General features: G+C 61.7%; 26 protein-coding genes and 2 tRNA genes. 10 read left to right on the top strand and 18 right to left on the bottom strand.

Annotation, left to right across the window (positions count from 1 at the left end):
- Nucleotides 1–19: 19 nt before the first annotated feature.
- The 4 genes from EI545_RS02460 to lipB all read right to left on the bottom strand — a co-directional run bounded on the left by EI545_RS02460 (nt 20) and on the right by lipB (nt 4253).
- Nucleotides 20–967, bottom strand: coding sequence for an alpha/beta hydrolase (locus EI545_RS02460; protein WP_125324002.1), 948 nt, complete (start codon nt 965–967; stop codon nt 20–22).
- A gap of 70 nt (nt 968–1037) precedes the next feature.
- Entirely contained in the window at nt 1038–2717 is a 1680-nt protein-coding gene (gene ctaD / locus EI545_RS02455; RefSeq protein ID WP_125324001.1) for a cytochrome c oxidase subunit I, read from the bottom strand.
- Between the two features lie 263 nt (nt 2718–2980).
- Entirely contained in the window at nt 2981–3391 is a 411-nt protein-coding gene (locus EI545_RS02450; protein WP_125324000.1) for a c-type cytochrome, read from the bottom strand.
- A gap of 205 nt (nt 3392–3596) precedes the next feature.
- The gene (lipB, locus tag EI545_RS02445; RefSeq protein ID WP_125323999.1) at nt 3597–4253 is read right to left on the bottom strand and encodes a lipoyl(octanoyl) transferase LipB; all 657 of its coding nucleotides are present in this window, start codon (nt 4251–4253) and stop codon (nt 3597–3599) included.
- A 95-nt stretch (nt 4254–4348) separates the two neighbouring features.
- Between lipB and EI545_RS02440 the strand changes: the two genes are divergently transcribed.
- The 6 genes from EI545_RS02440 (at nt 4349) to EI545_RS02415 (ending at nt 11039) form a co-directional block, all read left to right on the top strand.
- Nucleotides 4349–5998, top strand: a complete 1650-nt coding sequence (locus EI545_RS02440) for a peptidoglycan-binding domain-containing protein (RefSeq protein ID WP_125323998.1) — start codon at nt 4349–4351, stop codon at nt 5996–5998.
- Between the two features lie 155 nt (nt 5999–6153).
- A tRNA-Leu gene (locus tag EI545_RS02435) sits at nt 6154–6240 on the top strand.
- Nucleotides 6241–6515: 275 nt separating this feature from the next.
- Nucleotides 6516–7616 carry an ABC transporter ATP-binding protein gene (locus EI545_RS02430; RefSeq protein WP_125323997.1) on the top strand — a complete coding sequence of 367 codons (1101 nt, stop codon included), beginning with the start codon at nt 6516–6518 and terminating at the stop codon, nt 7614–7616.
- 58 nt (nt 7617–7674) lie between these two features.
- On the top strand, nt 7675–8742 hold the full coding sequence (locus tag EI545_RS02425) for an ABC transporter substrate-binding protein (protein ID WP_125323996.1): 1068 nt from the start codon (nt 7675–7677) through the stop codon (nt 8740–8742).
- A gap of 61 nt (nt 8743–8803) precedes the next feature.
- The gene (locus tag EI545_RS02420; RefSeq protein ID WP_125323995.1) at nt 8804–10057 is read left to right on the top strand and encodes an ABC transporter permease; all 1254 of its coding nucleotides are present in this window, start codon (nt 8804–8806) and stop codon (nt 10055–10057) included.
- 10 nt (nt 10058–10067) lie between these two features.
- On the top strand, nt 10068–11039 hold the full coding sequence (locus EI545_RS02415) for an ABC transporter permease (protein WP_125323994.1): 972 nt from the start codon (nt 10068–10070) through the stop codon (nt 11037–11039).
- A gap of 18 nt (nt 11040–11057) precedes the next feature.
- On the opposite strand, the gene EI545_RS02410 is transcribed toward EI545_RS02415, so the two are convergent.
- From EI545_RS02410 to EI545_RS21810, 7 genes are all read right to left on the bottom strand, one after another.
- On the bottom strand, nt 11058–11996 hold the full coding sequence (locus EI545_RS02410) for an AEC family transporter (RefSeq protein ID WP_125323993.1): 939 nt from the start codon (nt 11994–11996) through the stop codon (nt 11058–11060).
- A 12-nt stretch (nt 11997–12008) separates the two neighbouring features.
- Nucleotides 12009–12806, bottom strand: a complete 798-nt coding sequence (locus EI545_RS02405) for an MBL fold metallo-hydrolase (protein WP_125323992.1) — start codon at nt 12804–12806, stop codon at nt 12009–12011.
- Entirely contained in the window at nt 12806–13615 is an 810-nt protein-coding gene (locus tag EI545_RS02400; RefSeq protein WP_125323991.1) for a TatD family hydrolase, read from the bottom strand. Before EI545_RS02400 ends, EI545_RS02405 begins: the two co-directional genes overlap by 1 nt.
- Nucleotides 13616–13621: 6 nt before the next feature.
- Nucleotides 13622–14758 (bottom strand): DNA polymerase III subunit delta', encoded by a 1137-nt coding sequence (locus EI545_RS02395; protein ID WP_125323990.1) that lies wholly within the window; start codon nt 14756–14758, stop codon nt 13622–13624.
- Nucleotides 14759–14848: 90 nt separating this feature from the next.
- A complete protein-coding gene (gene tmk / locus EI545_RS02390; RefSeq protein WP_125323989.1) occupies nt 14849–15466 on the bottom strand; it encodes a dTMP kinase in 618 nt (205 codons plus the stop codon).
- Nucleotides 15467–16618, bottom strand: coding sequence for a D-alanyl-D-alanine carboxypeptidase family protein (locus tag EI545_RS02385; protein ID WP_125327200.1), 1152 nt, complete (start codon nt 16616–16618; stop codon nt 15467–15469). It lies immediately after the preceding gene.
- An 18-nt stretch (nt 16619–16636) separates the two neighbouring features.
- A complete protein-coding gene (locus EI545_RS21810; RefSeq protein ID WP_425471627.1) occupies nt 16637–17803 on the bottom strand; it encodes an SPOR domain-containing protein in 1167 nt (388 codons plus the stop codon).
- A 311-nt stretch (nt 17804–18114) separates the two neighbouring features.
- Here EI545_RS21810 and EI545_RS02375 point away from each other — a divergent pair.
- The 4 genes from EI545_RS02375 (at nt 18115) to EI545_RS02370 (ending at nt 20105) form a co-directional block, all read left to right on the top strand.
- Nucleotides 18115–18204, top strand: a tRNA-Ser gene (locus EI545_RS02375).
- Nucleotides 18205–18811: 607 nt separating this feature from the next.
- The gene (locus tag EI545_RS21735; RefSeq protein WP_281275742.1) at nt 18812–18943 is read left to right on the top strand and encodes a hypothetical protein; all 132 of its coding nucleotides are present in this window, start codon (nt 18812–18814) and stop codon (nt 18941–18943) included.
- Nucleotides 18944–18946: 3 nt separating this feature from the next.
- Nucleotides 18947–19081, top strand: a complete 135-nt coding sequence (locus EI545_RS21730) for a hypothetical protein (RefSeq protein ID WP_281275741.1) — start codon at nt 18947–18949, stop codon at nt 19079–19081.
- Nucleotides 19082–19262: 181 nt separating this feature from the next.
- Nucleotides 19263–20105, top strand: a complete 843-nt coding sequence (locus EI545_RS02370; protein ID WP_245990250.1) for a hypothetical protein — start codon at nt 19263–19265, stop codon at nt 20103–20105.
- Here EI545_RS02370 and EI545_RS02365 read toward each other — a convergent pair.
- The 7 genes from EI545_RS02365 to EI545_RS02335 form a co-directional block, all read right to left on the bottom strand.
- Nucleotides 20055–21323 (bottom strand): DNA cytosine methyltransferase, encoded by a 1269-nt coding sequence (locus EI545_RS02365; protein ID WP_245990248.1) that lies wholly within the window; start codon nt 21321–21323, stop codon nt 20055–20057. The genes EI545_RS02370 and EI545_RS02365 overlap by 51 nt on opposite strands.
- Before the next feature lie 106 nt (nt 21324–21429).
- Nucleotides 21430–21798, bottom strand: a complete 369-nt coding sequence (locus tag EI545_RS02360; RefSeq protein WP_342776572.1) for a very short patch repair endonuclease — start codon at nt 21796–21798, stop codon at nt 21430–21432.
- Between the two features lie 111 nt (nt 21799–21909).
- The gene (locus EI545_RS02355; protein ID WP_125323986.1) at nt 21910–22854 is read right to left on the bottom strand and encodes an O-methyltransferase; all 945 of its coding nucleotides are present in this window, start codon (nt 22852–22854) and stop codon (nt 21910–21912) included.
- A complete protein-coding gene (locus EI545_RS02350) occupies nt 22854–24218 on the bottom strand; it encodes an ATP-binding protein (protein ID WP_125323985.1) in 1365 nt (454 codons plus the stop codon). Before EI545_RS02350 ends, EI545_RS02355 begins: the two co-directional genes overlap by 1 nt.
- Nucleotides 24219–24377: 159 nt before the next feature.
- On the bottom strand, nt 24378–24761 hold the full coding sequence (locus EI545_RS02345; protein ID WP_125323984.1) for a hypothetical protein: 384 nt from the start codon (nt 24759–24761) through the stop codon (nt 24378–24380).
- Entirely contained in the window at nt 24758–26077 is a 1320-nt protein-coding gene (locus EI545_RS02340; protein WP_125323983.1) for a recombinase family protein, read from the bottom strand. Before EI545_RS02340 ends, EI545_RS02345 begins: the two co-directional genes overlap by 4 nt.
- Entirely contained in the window at nt 26074–26529 is a 456-nt protein-coding gene (locus tag EI545_RS02335; RefSeq protein WP_125323982.1) for a DUF2924 domain-containing protein, read from the bottom strand. The genes EI545_RS02340 and EI545_RS02335 overlap by 4 nt, the downstream gene beginning before the upstream one ends.
- Nucleotides 26530–26822 lie beyond the last annotated feature (293 nt).

Raw genomic sequence — 26822 nt, 5'->3', positions numbered from 1 at the left:
GTCCGGATGAAGAGATGGGCTAGTCGGGCAGGGTATCAAGGAAGGCAGAGAAGGCGGCGGCATAGGCGTCGGGATCTTCGGCATACGACCCCAGATGATCGGCGCCAGTCCAGAGCGGCGTTGTCGCACCATTCCGGTCGACAACCATTGCCTGCGAGGTTGCAAGCGGAACGATCCGGTCTCCCGCGCCGTGGGCGATGAAGATCGGTCCTGCAAAGGCTGTGTAAAGATCGGCGGTTTCAGCCTCGGCCAGCGCCAGATTGGTCAGCCGGGGCGCGAACGTCGCCGCAATCGAAGCTATGGCGCCGGACAGGGGTTTACCGCTCTGGTCGGCCAGATGGGTAAGGACCGCGGAAAAACTGATGGCTGGGCTGTCGAGCGCGATTGCCTTGACCAAGCCCGCATGCGGGCTGCGTTGCAGAAACTGGCCCAGGATGGCGCCCCCCATCGATTCTGCCACCACCAGCACGCGCGGGCCATCGACGCCGGTGACTGACAGGATCGCGGCTTCAAGGTCGGGCCATTCGAGCAAGCCAAAACCATAGAGGCCACCCGGATCGGCCGGGGAATCAGGATCGTTGCGATAGCTGATCAGCAGGACCGTCCAGCCGGCCTCGTGAAGCAGCGAGAGATGGCGATAGCCATCTTCACGCGCGCCGGCGATGCCGTGGACGTAGACGGCGCGACCGACCTCTGACCCTGCGGCGGGAACCAGCCAAGCCTCTGCCGGGCCAAGGGCGGTGTCGACCGGGAGGATCTGGAACGGCAGGCCAAGGGCGACCATCGGATTGCCGCGATAACCCAGCGCCAGCGGGTCGGTCGGTGGCGTCGCGGTGGCGAGCACTGATGAGATGTTGCCGACGCGCAGCAGGTCATGTGCGGCCTTGGCCAGAAAGTAACCGGTGACGCCAAGGTAGCTGCCGACCGCCAGGGCCAAGATCAGCGCGATAACCAGAAGCAGGCGCATCGTTCCCTCGCAGGTCGCAAAATGAACCGGGCCCCGGATCGCTCCGGGGCCCGAGGGTCATTCGTCCGCCTTAGTGGGCGTGGGACTTGTCCCAATCCTCACGCTTGGGCAGCTGCTCGAACGTGTGCTCGGGCGGGGGCGAGGGCAGGGTCCATTCCAGCGTGTCGGCGTATTCGTTCCAGTAGTTGTTCTCGGTCACGCGGCGACCGGCGAGCAGGGTGTAGAACACGATCCCGATGAAGAACACGAAGGACGCGAAGGAGATGAAGGCGCCGATCGACGATATGTAGTTCCAGTAGGCAAACGCCTCAGGATAGTCGATATAGCGGCGCGGCATGCCCTGACGACCAAGGAAGTGCTGCGGGAAGAAGGTCAGGTTCGACCCGATGAACATCATCCAGAAGTGCAGCTTGCCCGCCCATTCCGGGTACTGACGACCAGACATCTTGCCGATCCAGAAGTAGACCCCAGCGAAGATCCCGAACACTGCGCCCAGCGACATCACATAGTGGAAGTGGGCAACCACATAGTAGGTGTCGTGATAGGCCCGGTCGACCGGTGCCTGCGACAGGACGATCCCCGTCACGCCGCCGACGGTGAACAGGAACAGGAAGCCGAAGGCCCAAAGCATCGGCGTCTTGAATTCGACCGAACCGCCCCACATCGTCGCGATCCAGCTGAACACCTTGATCCCGGTTGGAACGGCGATGACCATCGTCGCCAGCATGAAGTAGCTTTGCTGGGTCAGCGACAGGCCCGAGGTGTACATGTGGTGCGCCCAGACGACGAAGCCGAGCACGCCGATCGCAACCATCGCATAGACCATCGGCAGATAACCGAAGATCGGCTTTTTCGAGAAGGTCGCGATGACCTGGCTGATGATGCCGAAGGCTGGCAGGATAATGATGTACACTTCAGGGTGGCCGAAGAACCACAGGATGTGCTGGTAAAGCACCGGGTCACCGCCGCCCGAGGGCGAGAAGAAGGTGGTGCCAAAGTTCCGGTCGGTCAGGAGCATGGTGATCGCACCGGCCAGAACCGGCAGCGCCAGCAGCACCAGCCACGCGGTCACGAAGATCGACCAGGCGAACAGCGGCACCTTGTGCATGGTCATGCCCGGCGCGCGCATGTTCAGGAAGGTCGTGATCATGTTGATCGCGCCAAGGATCGATGACGCACCCGACAGGTGGACAGCAAAAATGGCCAGGTCCATCGCATAGCCGCCTTCGGCCGTGGTGGAGAGCGGCGGGTAAAGCACCCAGCCGACGCCCGCGCCAGTGCCAAGCTCACCCCCGCCACCGGGGGCGAACAGCGAGGCAACCGCCAGCGAGGTCCCGGCGATGAAGAGCCAGAACGACAGGTTGTTCATCCGCGGGAACGCCATGTCCGGCGCGCCGATCTGCAGCGGCATGAAATAGTTGCCAAAGCCGCCGAACAACGCGGGAATGACCACGAAGAACATCATCAGGATGCCGTGGGCAGTGACCGTCACGTTCCAGATGTGGCCGTTCGGCGTACAGGTGGCCGCGGCGTCTGCGACGAGGCGCATGCCTTCCTGACACATGTACTGCACGCCCGGATTCATCAACTCCATCCGCATGTAGACGGTGAAGATGACCGAGATCAGGCCGACGATTCCCCCTGCGAAGAGGTAGAGAATCCCGATATCCTTGTGGTTCGTCGACATGAACCAGCGGATGAAAAACCCTGGTCTTTGATGATCATGGCCGTGGATGGCTGCGTCCGCCATGGGCGTCTCCCGCTTTGGTCTTCACTTGTGTGCCGGTTGACAGCCCGTTGTCCGCGCTGCCCGGTTCCCTTGTGTTCCCGTCTTTAGCGGTGCCGGGACAAGGTCGCAATGTCTGACTTTGCCGCAGGGAGCAGAAATCTTTCCCGGGAAAGGTCGCAACGACCCGTCAGGACAAAGGCAATGGGGCGCGACCCTTGCCCGGATCGCGCCCCTTGAACATTTCTTGTCAGCCGAAGTGGCGGGTCGTGCCCGCAGTGCAGGGGTTACTGGGATACGGACACAAGATAGGCGGCAACATCCTCGCCGCCTGTGGCCAGCTTGAACGACATCTTTGACTTGGCACCGTCATCCCCAAGCGCCGATTTCAGATAGGCGGCAGGGTCGACGACATAGGCCGCGAAACTGGCCGCGTCCCAGACGGCACCGGTAGCCCCAAGAGCGGCCAGCGACTCGCCATAGCGGTAGTCGGGGTCAGCGGCGACGCCGCGTCCGATGATGCCGTAAAGGTTCGGCCCGGTGCGGCCGCCCTTCTGAATTTCGGTTCCGTCAGGAGCTACGACCGAATGACAGGTCTTGCATTTGTTGAAGGCCTGCTCGCCCGCTGCCGGATCGGCCGCGAAGGCAGGCGCGCCAAGGGCGGCGACGGTAGCGGCCAGAAGGATGAACTTCGTCATGGTGTCCTCATATGTCTTGGGGCGCACTGGTCGCTCCCACGGCTGGAACATGGGCTTTGGGGGCCCTGATATGCAATAGCAACGTAGTCGCAGGCGTGGCTTTACGCAGTGTCATGCGATAACTTGCACCGGAATTGGCACCCCGACCTTGGCAGGGACAAGCGCCTTGCCCCACGCCCGGCGTGGCGTTGCGTATCCTTGGGATTTAGCCGCAGGTCCGGACAAAGGCCCCCTCGAACGTCGCCATCAGCGCGGCGTCGAGGTCGGCCATTGTGACGGGCAGGCCAAGATCGACCAGGCTGGTGACCCCATGCCCCCGGATGCCGCAAGGGATGATCCCGTCGAAATGCGACAGGTCCGGTTCGACGTTGATCGAAATGCCGTGAAAGCTGACCCAGCGGCGCAGCTTGATGCCGATGGCGGCGATCTTGTCCTCTGACGGCAGCCCATCCGGCCCTGGCCGGTCCGGCCGCTGCACCCAGACGCCTACCCGGCCATCCCGGATCTCGCCCGTTACGTTGAACTCGGCCAGCGTGGCGATGACCCAGCGTTCCAGGTCGCGCACGAAGCAGCGCACGTCGCCGCCACGGGCCTTGACGTCCAGCATGCAGTAGATCACCCGCTGCCCCGGCCCATGATAGGTGTACTGACCCCCGCGACCTACCGGGTAGACCGGGAATCGGTCCGGCTGCACCAGATCCTCGGCCCGGGCCGAGGTGCCTGCGGTGTAGAGGGGCGGGTGTTCCAGAAGCCAGATCGCCTCGTCCGCGCGGCCATCGTTCATCGCGGCGACATGCGATTCCATGGCCGCCACCGTCTCAAGGTAGGGCGAAAGCCCCGGCAACAGCCGCCATTCCACCACTTGTCCCCCATTCCTGCGGAATTCCTGCCTTCCGCTACGGCAAAGCCGTGTTACTCTGCCGCCAGATTTACCCCTACCTTTTTCGGAGAGATGCGATGAAGTTCAAGGCAATTGCAACCACCGCGCTGATGGCCTCTCTCGCGCTAAGCCCCGTGTCACCCCTCACCGCCCCGGCCAAGGCCGACGGCAAGGACTTTATCGCAGGGGCAATCATCGGTGGCATCATTGGCAGCGCGGTCACCAACGAGAACAACAAGAAAAAATCCACGCGGTCGTCAAAGGCCAGCTCTGGCACCAAGAAATCCACCATGTCTGCTGAACAGCGCGAAGCGAACAAGGAGGTTCAGACGGCGCTGAACTACTTCGGATATCCGGTTGGCACGGCTGACGGCGCGCTGGGGCCGAAGTCGCGCAACGCGATCCGCGAATACCAGGCATTCCTCGGCTACCCTGCGACGGGTGAGCTGAACGACTATGAGCGCACCATCCTTGTCACCTCATATCACCGCGCGGTGGCGGGGGGGCCGGTCATCGCATCGACCGTTGCGGGCAGTGTGTATGGGCTGAAGGCCGTGCTGATCGCCCAGCGTGACGAGATGGCGGGTGCGCCAGCCGGTGGGCTGGCCGCGAACCCCGGTCTGGTCGCACCGGGCAGCGTGGCCGCCGCTGCGGCTGCCGCCTTGCCGACTTTGGTGCCGAAAGCGCCCGAGGCAGCCGCCGTGGTCGAGGAGGAACCCAAGCCTGAGATCATGGCCGCCGCAGAAGAGCCGTCGCTGCCATCCTTCATGAGCCCCGCCGGGGCGAAGGGGTCGCTGGCCGCGGAATGCAACGCCATCGGCCTGACCACTGCTGCCAACGGCGGCATGACCACGGCGGACGGGATGCAGGACGCAAACTTTGCCCTGGGTGAGCAGTTCTGTCTGGCCCGCAGCTTTGCGATTGCCCGGGGGGATGAACTGACCGCCCAGATCGCAGGCTTCACGCCCGACCAGATCGCCGCGCAATGCGCCGCGTTCGGCCCGGTCCTGAAGGACCACGTCGCCGCGCTTTCGCTCAAGCCGTCGGATGAGGTGCTGGCGGGGGTCGAGGGCTTCATCCTGACCTCTGGCATGTCCCCGGCCCAGCTTTCGGGCACGGCCAAGGTCTGCCTTGGCGCGGGCTATGTTCAGGATGACATGAACGTGGCGATCGGGTCGGCCCTGCTTCTGGCCGCGATGGGCGAGCGGGGATATTCGGAATACCTCGGTCACCACCTGTCGCAGGGCTTTGGTGCTACCGAGCGGCCTGATCTGGCGATGGGCTGGTATCAGATGTCGCTTGATGCGATGGGGCAGGGGCAGATGGTCGTAGCCCCGGGTATGCCGGGCCGCGATGCGCTGATCAAGAAGGCGGCCTATACCATCAACGGCCGCGCCGCCGAACTGCAGCCCGAGGCGAAGGTCGAAGAAGCCGCGCTTCCGGTCTTCGAACTTGCGCCCGAACCGCCAGTGATCGAGGAGGCGGCGGTTGAGGTCGCGCCAGAGCCTTTGGTGATCGAAGAAGCCCCGGCTGAACTTGCAGCCGCACCTGCGCCGGTGTTCGTCGCGCCGGACCTTGCCGAGGTTACCGCAGCGATGCCCGCCACATTGCCAGAGGCCGCCCCTGCGCCGATTCCCGCAGCCCAGGATACGACTGTGGTCAACGCGGGGGCGCAGGCCGCGATGATGGCGGCACGCCTGCCGTTCCTGATCTTCTCAAGCTTCTGACGTCTGGCCTTTGCGGGTCTGCCCATCGTCCCTTCAAATCGGGGAGGGTGGGCAGACCTTCAAACTTCCGGGGGCTCGGTGGAAATGCTGAGAATCCCCCTTTTCATCGCCCGCGACTGTCGCTAGTAAACGGGCGTCCAAGGCAGGGCCTGCTTGCGGATGTGGCGGAATTGGTAGACGCGCAGCGTTGAGGTCGCTGTTCCTTAACCGGAGTGAAAGTTCGAGTCTTTTCATCCGCACCAGGCCCTGCCGGACAGTACACAAAGGACGCAGACCCGCAGGGTTCTGCGTCCTTTGTTTTTCTGGGACTGCGGCGTCGCCTGTGTCGGAAACCTTCCCGTATGATTTGGATTTTCCGTTCAAATGACTGGCGCGAACGCGCAATCCTGCCCGTTTTTCCCGCAGTTGCGGGGAATGCAGGCAAAACTGGATTTCTGCGTTGCAATGGGTTCAGGGTTTCGCTTTAGTTTAACGATAAAAGAAGGCGCCAGGCGCCCATGACACCAGGGAGACACGGGTGACGGTTGAGCCCCGCAACGACGCTTTTGTCGCGTTTGAGCATGTCCAGAAAAGCTACGATGGGGTTACCCTTGTCGTGAAGGACTTGAACCTGTCCATCGCCAAGGGCGAGTTTCTGACTATGCTTGGCCCGTCGGGGTCCGGCAAGACCACCTGCCTGATGATGCTGGCCGGGTTCGAGACTGCGACCAACGGCGAGATCAAGCTGGATGGCCGCCCGATCAGCCAAGTGCCGCCGCACAAGCGCGGGATCGGCATGGTGTTCCAGAACTATGCGCTGTTTCCGCACATGACGGTGGGGGAAAATCTTGCCTTCCCGCTGGAAGTGCGCGGCATGTCGAAGTCCGACCGCGAGGCGAAGATCAAGCGCGCGCTGGACATGGTGCAGATGTACAGCTTCATCAACCGCCGCCCGGCGCAGCTTTCGGGCGGCCAGCAGCAGCGTATTGCCTTGGCGCGGGCGCTGGTCTTTGACCCGGCCTTGGTCCTGATGGACGAACCGCTTGGCGCGCTGGACAAGCAGCTGCGTGAGCATATGCAGTATGAAATCAAGCACTTGCATGAGAACCTCGGGATCACCGTGGTCTATGTCACCCATGACCAGGGCGAAGCGCTGACGATGTCCGACCGGGTGGCCGTGTTCAACGACGGTCGTATCCAGCAGCTGGCCCCACCCGCCGATCTGTACGAACGCCCCGACAACAGCTTTGTCGCGGGCTTCATTGGCGAGAACAACAAGCTTCTCGGCACCATCGAAGAGCTTTCGGGCGACAAGGCGCTGGTGCGGTTGCGTACGGGCGAGTTGATTGACGCGACGGCTGTCAACATCAAGGAAAAGGGCCAGCAGACGCTGGTCTCGATCCGGCCCGAACGGGTGGAGTTCAAGCCCGAGATGATGCCCCCTGGCGCCCATACCATTGGCGCCGAGGTGGTGGAGGTGATCTACATGGGCGACATCCTGCGCGCTGTCCTGCGGGTGGCGGGGTCGGATGAGTTCGTGATGAAGATGCGCAATACGCTGGGACAGACAAAGCTTGCCCCCGGCCAGACAATCAAGGTGGGCTGGCATCCCCAGGATGCCCGCGCGCTGGATCCTTGATGACGGGGCCGGCTGGTCCGGCCCGAAACGACCAACCAAGAAAACAGGGAGACTGCCAATGAAAAAGACCCTCATCCTTTCGACAGCACTGGTCAGCCTTGGCTTTGCGGCCAATGCCGACATCACGGTGATGTCATGGGGCGGCGCCTATGGCGAAGCCCAAAACGAAGCCTTCGTGAAACCATTTGTCGCGGCCACCGGCAAGGCGACGATCATGGTCGACAGCGACAACCCGGCCACCCCGATCAAGGCGATGGTCGAATCCGGCAACGTCACTGTGGACGTCGCCTCGCTGGAATATGCTGACGCGATCCGCCTGTGCGACGAAGGCGTGCTGGAGCCGATCGACATCAGCACTCTGCCCGCCGGCGCTGACGGCACCCCGGCTGCCGATGACTTTCTGCCTGGCGCGGTGACCGAATGTGGCGTGTCGACCGATATCTGGTCGAACGTGTTTGCCTATGACACCACCAAGTTCCCCGAAGGCCCGACCACTGTTGCCGACTTCTTCGACCTGGAAAAGTTCCCCGGCAAGCGCGGTCTGCGCAAGGGGGCCAAGGCCGTTCTGGAACTCGCGTTGATGGGCGACGGCGTTCCTGCCGCCGAAGTCTATGACCTGCTGCGCACCCCCGAAGGCGTGGACCGTGCCTTTGCCAAGCTGGACACCATCAAGTCCGAAGTTGTCTGGTGGGAAGCTGGCAGCCAGGCACCGCAGCTTCTGGCCGATGGCGAAGTCGCGATGACCACCGCCTACAACGGCCGGATTTTTGCGGCGGCGATGAACGAGGGCAAGCCCTTTGAAATCGTCTGGGACGGTCAGATCTACGAAAACGAAATGTTCGTCGTGCCGAAGGGCGCGCCCAACATGGCTGACGCGATGGAATTCATCGCTTTCGCTACCTCGACCGAAGGCCTGCGGGCATCCGCCCAGCAGATTTCCTACGGCCCGGCGCGCAAGTCGTCGATGCTGGAAGAGATCGTGTTCAAGGACGGCAAGACGGTGATGGCACCGCACCTGCCGACCGCGCCGGCCAACATGGGCAACGCGCTGGAAACCTCGGCTGACTTCTGGGTCGACTACGACGCCGAGCTGAACGAGCGGTTCCAGGCCTGGCTCGCCCAGTAAGCACATCCCATGCCGGGCGCGGTCTTGTACCGCGCCCGGCCCCTTCTGACCGAGTGAGGCCATGGCCGAGGCGAACGCACCCCTGCTGACTACCGCGGACGGACGCCCGCTGAAGGCCGCGCTGGCCACGGCGCAGCAGCGCGCCAAGCGTCGCGCCTTTCTGCTGGTGACGCCGCTTTTGCTGTTCGTACTGCTGACCTTCCTTGTGCCCATCGCCTATATGCTGATGCGGTCGGTCGAACATGACGGCTTTGCCGCATCGGCCCCGGCCTTGGTGACGTGGTTTGAAGAGAACCCCGATTTCGACCCGGCAAACCCGCCCGAGGCCGCCTATGCCGCACTGGTGCAGGATCTTGCCCGGATGCAGGTGGAACGCACCACCGGCATTGCCGGCACCAGGATCAACTATTCCGTGCCGGGAACGATCAGCCTGTTCAAGGGCGGCGCGCGCGCGGCTGCGGACCTTGCCCCACCCTACCGCGAGTCGCTGCTGGAGGTTGACGAGGCCTGGGGCCAGACCGCCCTTTGGCGTGGGATGCAGTCAGCCTCGGGCACCTATACCACGGAATTCTATCGTGTCGCGTCGGACCTGAAACTGACGGATGAAGGCTGGGCGCGCGGGCAGGACAATGAACGGATCTATCTGTACCTGTTCATCAAGACCTTCATGATCTCGGCCATCATCACTGTCTTGTGCCTGCTGCTGGCCTTTCCCGTCGCGCATCTGCTGGCGACCCTGCCAATGGCAAAGTCGGCGCTGTTGATGATCCTTGTGCTTTTGCCCTTCTGGACTTCGCTTCTGGTGCGCACGACCAGTTGGATCGTGCTGTTGCAAGAGCAGGGCGTGGTGAACAACGTCCTGGTGTCCATGGGGCTGGTGGATGACGCCGGGCGGCTGTCGATGATGTACAACATGACCGGCACCATTGTTGCGATGACGCATGTGCTGCTGCCGTTCATGATCCTGCCGCTGTATTCTGTGATGAAGGTGATCCCGCCCAGCTATGCCCGCGCGGCACGGTCGCTGGGTGCCACCAGCTGGACCACGTTCCGCCGGGTCTATCTGCCGCAAACCCTGCCCGGCATTGCGGCGGGGTCGCTTCTCGTGTTCATTCTGGCCGTCGGGTACTACATCACCCCGGCTTTGGTCGGTGGCGCAGATGGTCAGCTGATTTCAAACCTGATCGCCTTTCACATGTCGAAGTCGAACTGGTCGCTGGCCGCTGCCATCGCGGCGATGCTGCTGGTGTCGATCCTGGTGCTTTACTGGCTTTATGATCGGCTGGTCGGCATCGACCGGCTGAAGTTCGGGTAACGAGGACATCATGGCCCTTCCCACCTATGCCTCACCTCTCGAACGCGTCTGGTACTACACCTACATCGTGATCTGCGTTCTGGTGTTCCTGTTCCTGATCTCGCCGATTTTGGTGATCCTGCCGCTGTCGTTCAATGCGGAGCCTTATTTCACCTTTACCGAGAAGATGCTGACCTTCGATCCCGAAGGGTACAGCCTGCGCTGGTACGATGCGCTGCTGACCCTTGGCCACCCGGATGCCGAAGGGGTGCGCGATCAGGCCTGGTGGGCGGCAGTGTGGGAAAGGTCCACCTGGGTGCAGGCGGCCAAGAATTCCTTCTGGGTCGGGCTTTGGGCGACGATCCTTGCCACGGTCCTTGGCACGATCGCGGCCCTTGGGCTGTCGCGTCCGGAAATGCCTTACCGGCGGCTGATCATGGCGCTGCTGATCAGCCCCATGATCGTGCCGATCATCATCATCGCCGTGGGGATGAGCTTCTTCTACGCCAAGGCCTGTGTGCCCCCTGATGGCGCGCTTGCCGCCACCGTGGGGCTGGTCCTGTCGGAAAAGGGCTGTCTGGCAAACTCGCATCTTGGGGTGATCGTGGCCCATGCCGTGCTTGGCATCCCCTTTGTCATCATCACGGTGACAGCCACGTTGTCAGGCTTTGATCAATCGCTGATCCGCGCGGCGCAAAGCCTTGGGGCGAACCCACGGACGGTGTTCTTCAAGGTCATCATGCCGCTGATCCTGCCCGGCGTGATCTCGGGCGCGCTTTTCGCCTTCGTCACTTCGTTTGACGAGGTGGTGGCGGTTCTGTTCATCGCCGGACCCGACCAGCAGACCATCCCGCGCCAGATGTTCAACGGCATCCGCGAAGCCATCAGCCCGGCCATCCTTGCGGTGGCGACGATCCTTGTGATCATCTCGGTCCTGCTGCTGGCGACGGTCGAGCTTTTGCGGCGAAGGTCAGACCGCTTGCGCGGGGTCACGGGGCGGTAGCGCCCGGCCGGTCCAGTGTTAGGGCAGGATCTGCAGCCAGACCCAGACGCTGATGATGGACAACCCGGTTGCCAGCAGCACCGTTGACGCGGCCACACGTTTTGCCACCCCGTAGAGGTTTGCAAAGACATAGGCGTTGACGCCGGGCGCCATTGCTGCGGTCAGGACGGCGGAGCGCAGGCCTGCCGTGTCCAGTGCAAAGACCTGGGTCGCCAGCACCCAGGTGATGGCGGGATGCAGGACCAGCGAAATAGTGGACAGCAGGGCAATCGCACGAAGATCGCCCTCGGGCCGATAGCGGCAAAGGACCCCGCCCAATCCGAAAAGTGCTGCGGGAAGGGCGGCTTCGATCACCATGTCGATGGCTGACCAGGCAATGCCGGGCAGAGCCAAGCCGGCCAGGTTCACGACAAAGCCGCACAGGATGCCGATCACCAGCGGCTGCGTCAGGATGGCGCTTGCCACCTGCTTTGCCAGCGTCAGGGCCGAAAGCCCAAGCCCGCGCGACCGGGCCAGTTCCATCAGCGTGATCCCGAAGGCGTAGAACACCGGCGCGTGGATCGAGATGATGGCGAAGTTCCCCTCCAGCGCTGCGGTGCCGTAGGCGCGTTCGGTGATCGGCACGCCCAGCAACAGCGAGTTCGAGAACAGCGCGACAAAGCCAAAGGCGATACTGTCGGTCACCGGGCGGGCAAACAGGATCCTTGCTGCGAAGAACCCTGCGGCAAAGCCACCGAAGGCGCCGATGTAGAAGCTGAGCATTAGCCCCGCATCATAGGCCTTGCCCAGATCAAGCCGGGCGATGGACGCGAAAAGCAGCAGTGGCAGTGCGAAGCTTTGGGCAAAGCTCATCACGCCATCGACCGCTGTGTCCTTGAACCCAAGCCAGCGGACGGCGACATAGCCGAAGCCGATGATCAGGAAGACCGGAAGGATGACGTCAAGCAGCGCGCTCATGGTGTCAGACGATCAGAGATCATAGCTGATGGTCATGCCGTCGAAGGCAGGGACGATATGGGGCGGCAATTCTTCCTGCAACGTCTGGTAATCAAGATCGTTGTGCATGTTGGTCAGCACGGCACGGGCGGGTTTGGCGCGGGCGATCCAGTCCAGCGTCATCGCAAGATGCGCATGCGTCGGGTGCGGCTTGCGGCGCAAGGCGTCGACGATCCAGCAGTTTAGGCCTTCAAGCACCGTCCAGCTTTCCGGCGGGATCGCCACCGCATCGGGCAGATAGGCAAGCGGGCCGATGCGGAACCCAAGCGCGTCCATGCTGCCATGTTCGGCGCGAAACGGGGTCAGGCTTATCGTGCCGCCATCGCCCGAGACCGTTATCGGGCCATCAAGCGAATGAAGGTCCAGGATTGGCGGATAGGGGGAATCAGCGGGCTGAACGAAAGCATAGCCAAAGCGCGAAAGGAGCGACTCTTGCGTGGGACCGTCGGCCCAGACGGGCAGGCGGTGGCGCAGGTTGAAGACCACCTGACGCAGATCGTCGATCCCGTGCATGTGATCGGCATGGCTATGCGTGTAGACCACCGCATCCAGCATACCGACGCCTGCGTCCAGCAATTGGTCGCGCATGTCTGGGGAGGTGTCGATCAGGACGCGGGTGCTGCCCTCAGACGTTTCCCTGGTGACCAGAAGCGAACAGCGGCGGCGACGGTTCTTTGGGTTTGCAGGGTCGCAGGCGCCCCAGTCGCCGCCAAGACGGGGAACGCCCCCGGATGACCCGCAGCCAAGGATGGTGAAGATCAGCCGCGCCATCAGGCAGCCGCCTTTGCCCGCCGGGCGCGGGTGAACAGCCGGTCGAAGTTGGCGGTGGTCTGTGCCGCAAACTCTGCAAGACTCAGGCCAAAGACCGGGGCCATGGCGCTGGCGGTATGGGCGACATAGGCCGGTTCATTCCGCTTGCCGCGATAGGGCGGCGGGGCGAGGTAGGGGCTGTCGGTTTCCAGCAAAAGCCGGTCCAGCGGGGCTGCGGCGAAGATGTCGCGCAGTGCCTGGCTTTTGGGGAAGGCGGCAATGCCCGAGATAGAGAGGTAGAACCCCATCTCAAGCGCCGCCTCCGCCAGACGGGGACCCGAGGAAAAGCAATGCATGACGCACCCATAGGGCCGCCGCGCCATGCCTTCGGCAAGGATCGCCTCCATGTCCTGATCGGCGTCGCGGGCGTGGATGATCAGCGGCAGGCCGGTTTCCTGCGCCGCCTCGATATGGATGCGCAGCGAGGTTTGCTGAATGGCCTTGCTGTCGGCGGTGTAGTGGTAATCAAGGCCGGTCTCGCCAATGCCGACGAAGCGGGGATGGCGGGCAAGGGCCACCAGTTGCTTCACCGTCGCAAGCGGTTCTTCAGCCGCGCTCATCGGGTGGGTCCCGGCAGCGTAGAAGACCTGCGGGTGCGCTTGGGCAATCGCGCGGACTTGGGGTTCGTGGCGCAAGCGGGTGCAGATCGTGACCATGCGGTTCACACCCGCCGCTTCGGCGCGGGCGATCACGGCGGGCAGTTCCGGTGCCAGATCGGGGAAGTCCAGATGGCAGTGGCTGTCAACAAGATCGGGCAGGGTGGGGGACATCGCGGGCTACCTCTGGGCGAGGGAACCCGCCGTCTCGTCGACCTTCAGGAGCATATCCATCAGAAGCGCGGCAGGGTCAAGGTTGACCGCCTTGCCGCGCCTTGCGCGCGACGAAAGTGTCTGGGCCAGATCGGCCCAAGCGCGGGCGGCGGTGGGGTTTGGCGCCAGGCGGGCCAGCAGCGCGGCCTCACCCGGGGCGGCTTCGGGCACCGGTCGGCCGCTGGCACCATGGCGGGCAAGGCGGGACAGGCAAAGGTCGATCAGGGTGACCATCAGGTCGAAGGTCTCGGCCGCCCCGCGCGCGCCGGCAATCTCGGCCAGGGCGATGGCTTGGGGGCGGTCCATGCGGGGCAGGGTGGCAAAGAGCCGGATAATGGCAGCGTAGAGTTTCAGCCCGTCTAGGTTGGTCATTCGGAACGCCTCCCCCACCGATCCGGCCGAGAGTTCGGCCAGCGCGGCGCGGTCTTCCGGGGCCACTTCACCCCCGGCCTGCGTCAGGGCATCCGCGAGGTCCTGCGGGCCAAGCGGGGTCAGACGAAGTTCGCGGCAGCGTGACCGGATCGTGGGCAGCAGACGCGCGGGCTGATGCGCGACAAGGAAGAGCGTGACGTTGGCGGGCGGTTCTTCCAGCAGCTTCAACAGCGCATTGGCCGAGGCGGTGTTCATCTCGTCCAGACTGTCGATGATTGCGGTTCGGCGGCCACCATCGGCGGCAGAGAGGGCGAAGAAGGATTTCATCTTGCGCACCTCATCAACCGAGATGACCTGGCTGAGGGCGGTTTCCTTGTCATTCGGTCCCCGGCGCAGCAGGAAGTTCCGCGGTTCGGCCAATTGCAGCAAGCGACGGGCGACGGGGTGGCTTGGCGGGATATCCAGCGTATCGGGCGGGGGGGGGGCGAACATGCCCCCGTCATCGTCCGGCGTGGCCAGCAGAAAGCGCGCCAAGCGCCATGCAAGGGTAGCCTTGCCGGTGCCTTTGGGGCCGGTCAGCATCCAGGCGTGGTGCAGCCTTCCAGTGGTGAAGGCTGCCAGAAACTCCGCCTCCTGCGCGCTGTGGCCGAACAGCGCCTGGGTTTCGCGCGGATGCGGCGCGCCTTCCAGGCGGTCAGGTTCGGGAAGTGGATCGGACTTTGCATCAGCCATGTGCGGCAGATTGCACAGGCTTGGGGGTGGGGGAAAGGGGGGTAGGCGCGGTCATGCCTTTGCGGGTCCCCCGCGATGCCGCCAAACACGTCAGCCGAGGTGAGGCAAGACCGTATGCCACACGCGGTCAGCCACGACAGCCTGATCGGCATCCGCGTCGATCACGCGGAATCGGGCATGTTGGGCGGCGAGGGCAAGAAACCCATCGCGGGCCTTTTGCTGGAAGGCGAGGCCCATGTCTTCGAACCGCAGCTCCTTTCCGGCGCGGGCGGTGGCGCGGGCAAGGCCTTTGGCAGGGTCGAGGTCGAATAGAAGCGTCAGGTCCGGTTCCAGCCCGATCATCAGCGCGTGCAGGCGATCAACCGTGGCGGTCAGGTCGCCCCGCGTTATGCCCTGAAATATGCGGGTGGAATCGGCGAAGCGGTCGCTGATCACGATTTCACCCCGGTCCAGCGCCGGGCGGATGGTTTTTTCCAGGTGGTCGCGCCGGGCCGCGGTAAACAACAGGATCTCGGTTTCGGCGGACCAGCGGTCGGTGGCGCCTTCCAGCACCAGACGGCGGATCTCTTCGGCGCCCGGGCTGCCGCCGGGTTCGCGGGTCAGGGTGACAGCGTGGCCCCGGGCCCGCACCGCTTCGGCCAACAGGCGGGCCTGGGTGGACTTGCCGGACCCGTCAATTCCTTCGAAGCTGAGGAAAAGCCCGGCCATTCAGCTGGCCGGCGACCCGATGTACTGCCCATAAAGCGACTGAGCTGCGACGGTGAGCCGACGCAGGAATCCGGCCTTGCCAATGTCAGCCTCGGCCACAAGGGGGAAGCGGCGGTCGGGCAGGTCCGGGACATGCACGATCAGCTCGGCCACCGGCGTGCCCATGGCCACAGGTGCGGTGAGGGGGCCGTTGTAGACTACCTCGGCCGTCACGCTGTCCTGCACCAGGGCGGGGACCAACAGACGGACATCTCCTGCCGGCACCAGACCGACGATATCAACATCTCCAAGATGCACCTCAGCCTCGGCCAGTCTGGTGCCGGTCTTGGCAACGGTCTTCTCCGAGAACTGCCGGAAGGCCCAAGCAACGATGCGTTCGGATTCCTCGGCACGGGCCTGTTCGCTTGGCAGGCCGGTGATCGCGAAGATGACCCTGCGGTCGCCCTGCTTAGCGCTGCCGACAAGGCCATAGCCTGCCTCTTGCGTGTGGCCGGTCTTCAGACCATCCGCGCCCACACCCAGATCCAGAAGCGGGTTGCGATTGAACCGGTTGTCGGGTGCTCGGTCTTTGTAATTGAACTCGGTCTCAGCGAAGATCGGGTAGTATTCAGGGAAATCCTCGATCAGATGCTGGGCCAGAATGCCAAGGTCGCGCATCGACATGCGGTGGGTCGGATCGGGCCAGCCAGAGGCATTGGCAAAGACAGAAGCGGTCATGCCAAGGGCGCGGCCGCGTTCGGTCATCTGGGCCGAAAAAGCCTCTTCCGTGCCAGCAAGGCCTTCGGCGACGACAACGCAGGCATCGTTGCCCGAGTTCACGATCATGCCATGAATCAGGTCTCGGACGGTGGGCCGATCGGTTTCCTGAAGGAACATGGTGGATCCGCCCATCGCCTTGGCGCGCGCGGAGACGGCAAACTCTGTCTCCATGGTGACGCGACCGTCACGCAGGGCTTCGAACAGCATGTTGATGGTCATCAGCTTTGACATCGATGCCGGGGGAACCGGCTGGTCGGCGTTCTTGTCCATTAGGACTGTCCCGGTCGTGACGTCGTAAACCCAGGCGGCGGTGGCCTGCGTTTCGAACGCATGGGCGGGCAGGGCCCCCAGCGCTAGCGCAAGGCAGGTGGCAATATGTCGGATCAGTCGCATCATGAGGAACAGCTTTGGCTATTGCAGGAAGAAGGCGTCGGCAAAGCCGGCGGCCTTGATGGATTTCAGAAGTTCGGCATCGCCTGTCGCGACAACACCCCAGACGGCCTTGCCGCCGGTTTCGGATTTCCGCGCCTGGGCGGTCACGCCGATCTTTTCCAGCGCCTGAACCGCCCGCGTGGCGTTCTCTTCCTTCGAGAACGATGCCACCTGGATCGTCCGACCGGCTGCCGCCGGCGCCTCGACGACTGGAGCGGCCGCGGCTGCTGCAGCAGCGGCTGCAGCGGCCTCTTCCTCGGCGCGGCGCTGGCGTCGGGTCTTGGCCGGTTCGGCTGCGGGCGCGGCCTCGGCTGTTGCCTCAGGCACTGCCGTGGCAATCCCCGTGGCGTCCAGCGGCGCAGTTTCGATTTCGGCAACGCCGGCCGCTTCGGGGGAAGCCGGAACTTCGGCGGCTCCGTCAGCCGTCGCACCAGCAGCGGCGGCGGCTTTTGCGGCAGCAGCGGCAGCCTTCTTGGCTTCGCGCGCAGCCTTGGCTTCGGCGCGGCGCTCTTTCCAAGTCTTGCGTTTGGGCGCCTCTGTCGTTGCAACCGCTGCATCAGCCGTATCGCCGACCTCATCAGCAGAGACTGCCCCGTCTGCCGCAGCCGCTCCCTCCGCCGCTCCGTCTGCCGCGACGGATCCGGCAGCGGCAAGCGCTGCCGTCGCGGCGGCGGCCGTTGCTTCGGCTGACAGATCGGTGCCGCCTTCGGCCTCCGTTCCGCCCTCTGCGGCAGTGCCGTCGGCGGCAGCCACTTCGGCGGGCGGAGCGGTCGCCGCAGCCGGGGCCTCGGGTTCGGCGCGGCGCAGGGCGGTCACGCGGATTTCAGAGGGTTGGCCAGCCAGAATGCCAAGTGCTTCTGCAGCGTCGGATGAAATCTGCAAACGCGGCCCGGGATTGTCACGCTCCCGCTTGAAGAGCGCGCCTTGCACGGATTTGCCTGTTGCCGGATTGAACATGACAACCCGTTCAGGGTTTTGCACATCGGGTGAAGCGACCCAGATGCCGCCAAGCGAAGGGCGGCCGTCCCACAGGGCACTGTCCGTGGCCTGAAACACTTCAGGCGCCTCGACATCCCCGGCCGCCGCCGCCCGCGCAGTTGGTGCGGCGGGCGAGCCCGATACGCCGCCCGACCCTGTGCCTTGCACGCACCCCATAAGCAACCCGGAGGCTGCAAGTCCGAAAACAATGTGCCGAAGTGCTGCCTGTGCCATCTTCCGCCCTCAATGCTGCGCAATCTGAATGCTGCGCTTTTTGCTGTTCTTGCCTGACCGGATGGGCTTCCCCACGGGCTGTTTCCGCCCTTGTCCGCACCACGCGCGCCTGCCAATGCCGGTACCATATCGTCTTGTAGGGGCGGTGGGAAGGGCAGAGGCATCCCAGCCCCTTCACGATCAGCGGATTTCGCCCCAGGCGTCCCCTTTCAGAATCAGACTCCAGCCGTTAGAGCGCAGAGGTCGGAGGAGTGGCGGAGTGGTTTAACGCACCGGTCTTGAAAACCGACGTAGGGGAAACTCTACCGTGGGTTCGAATCCCACCTCCTCCGCCAATTTCCCTTGAGAAAGCGTTCTCCCGATCCGGCTGCGGCCGGATTTTTCCGTTGTTTTAGAGGGTTGTGCGGGAGGGGCTGTGAACCGGCCCCCTCGCAAAGACGCTCGGAAGCGGTCTCCGGAGCCCGATATTCTCCGGGCCTCTCGACTCCGAGCAACCGGTTCAGAGCCCGTAATCAGTTGAAGAAAGTGAGAATAATTCCCGCGCCACCTGAATATTTCGACGCCGGTGGCGTCAGTAGGAAGGAACAGAAATCCAACCCGCTCATTGCTCCCTCCGGAGTAGCAAACGCCCTCGGCCGTTAAGAATTTTTAACGAAGACGGGATCGCTCGCGTAGGAGCCGAGGAGAACTAAACCGGACCTCGACTCTCACAAGATCGACGACGCGGCGATGGCGATCCTCAGGAATACGCTGCGTGACGGTAGCCGCATCTGGAAAAGGATTGCATCGTCGATTTTTCGCCGTCTGCAAAACGTTTGTTCAATGATCCAGTCGGGAAAGCCAAATCTCTCAGCCTAGCGGAAGCGGGAAGGGCCGAACCGAGGTGGCTCTTGATGATATGTTCGCGAAACGACATGAACCCGCACCCCAAGGATCCGAAGCTTGAAGCTAGCCAAAGAACTGCGCATCACATCCCAGTTGGCCAGAAAAAAGGCGATGATCTGCTCGCGCAACACGAAGACTGAGGAGATGCACGCCGAGATCGTCCCGGTCAACTGCAAGAGCGACTACTAAGACGTGTTCCTCACGGACGCCGAAGGCAGCCAGATTCCAGGCGCCGAACCATGCCATCTCGTCGACCAGATGCGGCACTTGATGCAAATTATCGTCAACCGGCTGTACGACTTTTTCCTCAAGACCGACGATCCGTAGTTCCGCGACCGCTTGGACCGCTGGCGTTCAGTCTCCGATCCTTGGGACGAACCGCAGTTGGACGCAGCCTTCTTCGACAGTGTGAGCGAGGCAGCGGTCTCGCATAATGTTGCCAATTTGGGATTGCACGCGCTGTCCGCTTCAGACGATTATCTTTCCTAGCAAGCTGAAGGCGCGCAGGTTGGCACGATCACAGAAAACGAAAGTCGTCGAGCATTTGTTTGACAAGTACTGGAACGTATCGACAGGCGCTCTCGACAAGAGCCTGATGAGCCTAGACGATGTCGCGCAGGCCATTCGAGAATGCACTGATCTTTACGGCTTGACGTTAAGCGACCGTAATCCAGCGAACTTCATGAAAGATCTACTGCGCGGCGCCAACGCATCCAGCAACTGGCCGGCCTCCGTCGCGGCCAAACGCTACACTGCTGTCCAGCGGACCGGCGACGGGGAGTGTTTCGAGTTCATCCCCTACCGCTTCGGCCAGGTCGAGCCATTTCTCGATGCGTTCGGAGTACGTCAAGACGCGCCGCGATATCCGGTCCAATCGATCAGCATTCCGCTCGTATCCAAGTCGCTCGGACGTTCGGACGAGACCTGGCAGGTCCAGACAGCGATCAACTTGCGTGTCGTCGAGACCCATTTCGCGGTGGCGGCTGCGTTTCCCTTGCTGGAACTGGCTCATCTTCAAATGGGCATCAAGCTGCGATCTACCGAGATCGACGCATTGTTTCTGGGTAAGGCTGGCGATCCGCAACGCCCAGAGTCCGTTCTCGTTACCTGTGAAGCGAAGCAGGCGAAAGATCCGCTGATTCAAAGCCAGATTATAAACCAAGTTCGCGCTGCGTTTGCTGAAGCAAAGGTAGACACCGTCGTTCCCATCGGTTTGCGCACTATTAGAGGAGTCGGTTTCTATCTGACCGAGTTCGCAGCCGTGAAGCGGGCCGAAGCGTCGGCACTGGAGGAATTGACGCTAGCTAGCGACGCCATCTATGTGTTGCATCCCCCTGTTAAGGGCATATGACGCCTCGGTTTCTTCCTGCCTACGCTTGCGCGCACCACTTTTCTTGTCTCGGCGCCCGATAGGGTTCTGGACCTCGAAATATGCTGCAGCCTCAGTATTTCCCATACTAAGGAGCTTTTCTTCTCCAAGACCCATGGCTTCAGTCGGGCGTGTGGGGGGAATCCCGAGCGCTGCGATGACGACGCTGCCAACCGCGCGAGCGAGCGGCGGCGGCACCGAGTTCCCTATCTGGCGTGCGCCGTGCCATTTGGTGACGTTGAAGCGAAACCAGTCCGGAAAGCCGTGGAGGCGCGCCATTTCGCGCACAGTTACACACCGGTCGTATGCGTAGTGAATTGGCCTCGGGCTGGTGAACGCTCCACGCGAAGAATCTGTTCCTGCCCGCAGAGTATTCGACACACCGTCGGCTGGCAGCTTGAACAAACGCGAGATGGGTTCGACGCGACCCTGTTCGGTTTCCCTAAAGCGTCGACGGGAAATCTCAGTGTGCTCTGTGCGTGCGCTGGAGGTCAACCGTGAAGGATCCCAGATCCGAGGATGCCCATAACCCCATGAATCGTTACCTAGTCCCCGCAGCGCCTCGGCATAGGCGCTCGGTTTTCCGAGGGCCACCGTTTGGACAGAGTCAGCATGAAGAAGGAGATCGAACATCTCTGCGTTTGGAAGATCGGCGAGTGCATCTTGGCAGGTCGGACGCTCGGCAATCGTCTTGGGATATGCCGGAAGAGCGCGGCCCCTTTTTGCACCCATCAGAATCAAGCGCTGACGATCTTGCGGGACGCCATAGTCTGCTGCGTTAAGGACCCGCCAATCGCGCTGGACGGAGTATCCGATTTCTTCGAATTCCTCGATCAGCTCAAAAAGAAACTTTCGATGCCGTCCGACAGTGAGGCCTTTCACATTCTCGAACACGAAGTAGCTCGCATCGAGCTCCCGGACTAAGCGAACGAAATCCTTGACCAGCGAGTTTCGTGGGTCGTCAATTGCGCGTTGTCCGATCAGCGAAAACCCCTGGCACGGAGCTCCGCCCAAGACGACATCGACGGTCCGATCCCCTATGCCGGCCGCTGCGCGGATCTCGATGCCGGAGACGTCCCTTACTGATCGCGGGATAATTGCGCAGTTGGGAAAATTGAATTTATGGACCGCTGCGTGAACGGGATCAATCTCAACGGCAGCTACCACGTCGAAGCCTGCCTGTTCGAAGCCCAAGCTCATCCCGCCAGCGCCTGAGAACAAATCGACTCCAATCGGTCTCGCCATTCTGTAGCCTCCAAGGTTTCTACCCAACATATGGATGTGTCTCCAGATTGACCAGCGAAACCTAGCTTCTCAGGAAGGCTTCGACGCGGCCGACGGCTCCATCGAGGCCTCTCAGCTCGCACTGCCAGACCACCATCGGTTCCCATCCAGCTTCCCGTAGCTGGGTTAAGGCCTTGTTGTCTCGTTCTCTGTTTGTTTCAATCTTTGGTTGCCAGTACTCTGGCCTGGACCTGGGCAGTCTGCCCCACCTGCAGCCATGACCATGCCAAAAGCAGCCGTGCACGAACACAACCTTCTTTCGCGACGGAAACACGATGTCTGGGCTGCCCGGTAGATCACGACGATGGAGCCTGAAGCGATACCCGAGCCGATGAAGAGCGCGTCGGAGGGCAAGTTCGGGCAAGGTGTCCTTCTGGCCGACTTTGGACATGATGTACGAGCGGCGCTCCGCCGTTACGTGGTCGGCCATGAGCTTGTTCTTTTAAGGCTCGAGTGGAACGGACCTCGGCACCTAATCTGGGTCTGAACTATCCGAACGAACCTATGCAACGATTTCTGCGAAGCTCGGCAGATACTTGTAGTACTGCTGAAAAGAACGGATTTGTCTCTCATGTAGGTCGAAACCGAGCTCCTGAATACGTGCACGGGTCAAGTTGGCGACGGTCGGCAGTTCTGCTTGCAACGTAGCGATTTCTCGGAGGGTCATTGGAGGAGCTTCGATGATTTCCCCTACGATGCCATTCCAGCACTTGTCATCTATCATGGCTCGAGCGGCGGCCGCCGCCCCCTTAGCCGGCAGAATTCCACCCACAGTAACCATGGCAACGCTGTCAAGATATGATAGCCTAAAGGCTTCAATGAAGCCGCCAGGCCGCGCCGCATCAGCGACCTCCGACTTCAAGAAATCAGCTGCTAGACCTGCAAGTGTTGTCGGAAGCGTCTCCTTCTCGCATTCTTCCTTGGAAAGCTCGTCTGGGACTACATCACCCAAAAGCGCCCGGATCCGGTCAGCTCTGTTGACCGGCTTGCCGTACGCATTTTGGGTCGCACTGAAAGTGAACAGGACGACGCTATTCGGCGGAGCATTCGTCACCACCCATTGCATGTCCTCAACTATCTCCTCGTCAAGCGCACTATCGTAGTCAAGCCAAATTATCCAAGGACGAGCACTGAATCCATCAATTCCAAGAACATCTGGAAGCCGGGTTTTTGCTCGCCCCTCCATCACAGAGATCGTTCGATATACCTTATTGAAGGTCGCACGTTTAAACCCGATTTCATTTGCCTCGATAGACACCATGTCATTGATCTCGAGAACCCTGTGCGCCTGAATGAAGTCGGTGAACCAAATCGAACCGAAGCCTACATAAACAGCATTTCCAAGATCAATAGCGCCGGCGATCCGACGCAATCCCTCAAAAACCAATCCTCTCTGGACGCTCTTACTCGGACGAATGCTGTAGTTGACTGAATCAAACGATGCCATTACTCATCACCCACAAGATCTTTAAAGGCGTACTCGAAGGACTTCAATCCAACGTCCTTGTAAGCCATGTTGATATTGCCAAATGCCGAAGCGAGGCTTCTTAACCTTTGCCGCGGGACGGTGTAAAGTACATTTGCTTCCGGGACCTTTGTCTTTTGAATGATCCTGGGAAGCTCCACCTCCTGCCGGATGGCCACCTCGAATATTGGCACAGCCTTAGCGGCTGCTTCTCTCTGAATTGCTTCTTCTCTAATCTGCTTTCGGGTGTTTGTGTATGAGATCCACTCTTTTGTTGTCTCACGCATCTTTGGGCGAAACTGTCTGTAGACCGCCGATGTCTCGTCTACGCTACGCTTTGTTGTCGTTAATGGCAGGAGGTCAGCGCGTCGAGAAGAGAAAACTATGATGCCCATGAACCCCGTGTACTGAGGGTGCCACTGAGGCCAGCCCTCGGTTCCCCAGCCCGTGACAGTCGTTTTGTCAGCAGCCAGAACTATCCTTCCATTGCATATGACATACCATCCGGAAGTATTCTGATCATCGTCGAAGTCTTCGCTGGGTTCGCTGTCGTTCGGAGGTGGAGCGGCCATGCCGGCCAAAATTTCGACAAAAACCCTCTCGCCGTCCATCACATTCTCAAACTGAGCTCGCATGGGGCTGAAATCTCCACCCTGACGAAGCTCAATTGTCCATCCAGAGACCGGCTTGCCTTGAACCTCAATTACGAGACCGCGGTGTAAGTGGAGTGCGTAATCGCGAGCTATTGAGCGCCTCAAGTTCTTGATGAATCTTGGGCTCTCGAAAGACCTTCTTGCTGCCTCGGTGAGATCAGAGACGGTGATTTTGACCCCCTTTTGGTCCAAGTGCTCTGACTCTTCAATGTCGAAGTCCCAGTTCTCGTCACCCGAAGCCAACCAGGCCTCAACGTTTATCGGTACGCGAAAGGATTCCAGATTCTCGTCAATTTCATAGGTGCTTCGAATGTCGATCTGTGTCCCAAGCTTAAAAATCGCTCGCTTCATACCAATACCGTAGACCCCGATGCTGAAGTTCTCTGTCTCAGCCTTGTCCTTTCGTCCAAAAGTGAAGGCGTATTCGACCGCGTCATCTAGGGTGATGCCGCCGCAGTTGTCTGAAATTTCGAAGCGATCCTCCTCGATCCTGATGCTGATCTTATAGGCAGAGAGATTCGTTTTGTCATCGAGGCTTAGCGGGTGACCCCCAGACAGCTCCCAAGCCCCGTCAATACTATTGTCCACCAAATCGAAAATACAATCTTCCAGCGTGATATCCCGGGTTATCATGCGAACGAAGAATGCCTTGGTTGGATTTGCGTCTGCCCTTTTCTTTTCGGCTGGGATCATGAAAACCGCTCCGCAATGTGTAGAACTAAAGAATGGCGAGGGTCGCCTGCCTCGTCGCTACATTGCCTCGTAGCGTGACGTTGCAATCCTGACTGCCGCTTCATCCCAAGATACAAGGTATGGGAGCCAGTCGCGTGGACACAAGCAGAAAGCGAACTCCTACAGAAGAGAAGTGCGTTGGTCCGACCAGGCCATCGAATATGGTTCTAGCAAGCGTGTCAGGCTGACCTCCGACCCGTGTCTACCGTCCAGAACCGCTTCGACGATGTCCGGCGCTAACAGGGTCAGGCGCAGGACACGGGCCATATAGGTGAAGGCGATGCCTTCCATCTCAGCCAACTCCGAAATCGACGCGACCTCCCCCGACTCCAACATCCGCTTCCAGCGAAAGCCCCGCGCCAGTGCCTTGACCAACGTGTTGTCCGTCTGGCGCGGCTGCGTGGCACCCTCGGGAAGCTGCATCTCCCTCCGCCCACCGCGTTTCACGATGCGGAAGGGGACGTGGAGCGTCACTGTCTGGGGGATCGGCGTGCCTCGGGTCATGCTGGTGTTCCCATGACTCCGGCCTGCATCTCTCTAACGAGGCCGTCGAGGCCATCGACCCGAAGTCGGACGTTCAGCCCATCGGTGGCAATGTCCACCCGTTCGACCAGCAGCGCCACGATGCGCGCCTGCTCGGCGGGGAAGAGTTCATCCCACAGTGGATCAAGTTGTGTCAGTGCATCTCTGGCCTCGGCCTCCCTGATGTCGGCGCCATGCTCGCTCGCTGCCTTCCATGTGCCCGCGACGATTTCGGGCTGGCGGAACACGCCGCGGAGCTGGTCGATGACAGCCTTTTCGATATCTCCGGCCGGAACGCGCCCAACATGGCAGGATCCCGCACCATGCTTCACGACCGTCTGGCTGACGTAGTAGCGGTAGAGCCGCCCGCCCTTGCGGGTATGCGATGGCGAGAAAGCTGCGCCGTTTGGCCCATAGAGCAACCCCTTGAGGAGCGCCGGCGTGTCAGCACGGGTGCGGGCTGCCCTTTTGCGCGGACTTTCCGTCAGGATGGCATGAACCTTGTCCCATACCTCGCGGTCGACGATCGCCGCATGCTCACCCGGGTAGCTGGTGCCCTTGTGCACCGCCTCGCCGATGTAGACCCGGTTGTTCAGCATCCGGTAGATGAACTTCCTGTCCATCCGGTAGCCGCGACTGGTTGTGACACCGCGCTCGGTCAACTCACGCATCAGAAGCGTGGCGGAGCCGATCTCGATGAACCGTTTGAACACCCAGCGGACAATGGCGGAATCCTCGGGGTGCTCGACCAGACGGCGGTCCTTCACAACATAGCCAAGCGGTACGCCGCCACCCATCCAGATGCCCTTCATCCGGCTGGCGCGGACCTTGTCACGGATGCGTTCGGCCGTCACCTCGCGCTCGAACTGGGCAAACGAGAGCAGGATGTTGAGAGTCAGGCGCCCCATGGACGTGGTGGTATTGAAGGACTGCGTGACGCTGACAAAGGTGACGCCGTTCCTGTCGAACACCTCGACCAGCTTGGAAAAGTCCATCAGCGAGCGGGACAGCCGGTCGATCTTGTAGACCACCACCACATCGACCAACCCGTCCTCGATATCCGCAAGCAGCCGCTGCAGGCCGGGGCGCTCCAGCGTGCCCCCGGAGATGCCGCCGTCGTCGTACTGATCGCGGACCAGCACCCAGCCCTCCGACCGCTGACTTGCGATGTAGGCCTCGCAGGCCTCGCGCTGTGCATGCAGGCTGTTGAACTCCTGCTCCAGCCCTTCTTCGGAAGACTTCCGGGTGTAGACCGCACAGCGCAGTTTGCGGACGATGGCTTTGTTTGGGGCGTTCATCTGTGCCCCCGATGGTTCTTCAGCCCGAAGAAGGTCCAGCCGTTCCAGCGGGTGCCAGTTATGGCGCGGGCGATGGCAGACAGCGACTTGTAGGGCCGGCCCTGCCATTCGAAGCCATCCTTCGTGACAGTGACGACGTGCTCGACGCCCTGCCAATCCCGCAGCAGCCGAGTGCCGATGATCGGCCGATCCCGGTCAAAACGGATGCTGCGCTTCTTCTTGTCGCCGCCATCCAACTCCTCGCCCAGCTTCTCCAGCCGCCGGATCGTCTCGGGCTTCAGCCCGCCATAGGCCAGTTCCTGGATGCGGTAGGCGAGGCGGCTTTCCAAGTAGCGCCGATTGAAGGGCGGCGGTTCGGTTGCGAACAACTCGCGCCACTGCGTCTTGAGTGCAGGCGTTGGCGTGGTCTTCAGCGCGGCCAGGCGGGCAGCGATAGGGTCATGGTTGGTCATGCGGTTCTCCGTTCATTGGGAGTTGCATGACCCCTCTGCTCGGGCGGGAAGTGTAGCGAACTTTCTCCAGTCACGTCAGATAGTTCGCTTGACTGGCGCATGTGCAGGCGGATCAGGCCGAGGGCCAAAATGCGGCACAACTCGGCGCGGCGTTCGGCGGGGGACATGTGGAACGGGGAGAGTGGGTTCGGACCGGACATGGCAGACCTTTCGGTTTCATCTGCCAACCAAAGGCCAACTGGGACCGCGAAATGGGACAGTCGCCACAGAAACTTCTTCGCAGAAGCGCCGGG

It is taken from the genome of Tabrizicola piscis (assembly GCF_003940805.1).
Lineage (GTDB): Bacteria > Pseudomonadota > Alphaproteobacteria > Rhodobacterales > Rhodobacteraceae > Tabrizicola > Tabrizicola piscis.
This window is presented reverse-complemented; position numbering and strand designations above follow the sequence as displayed.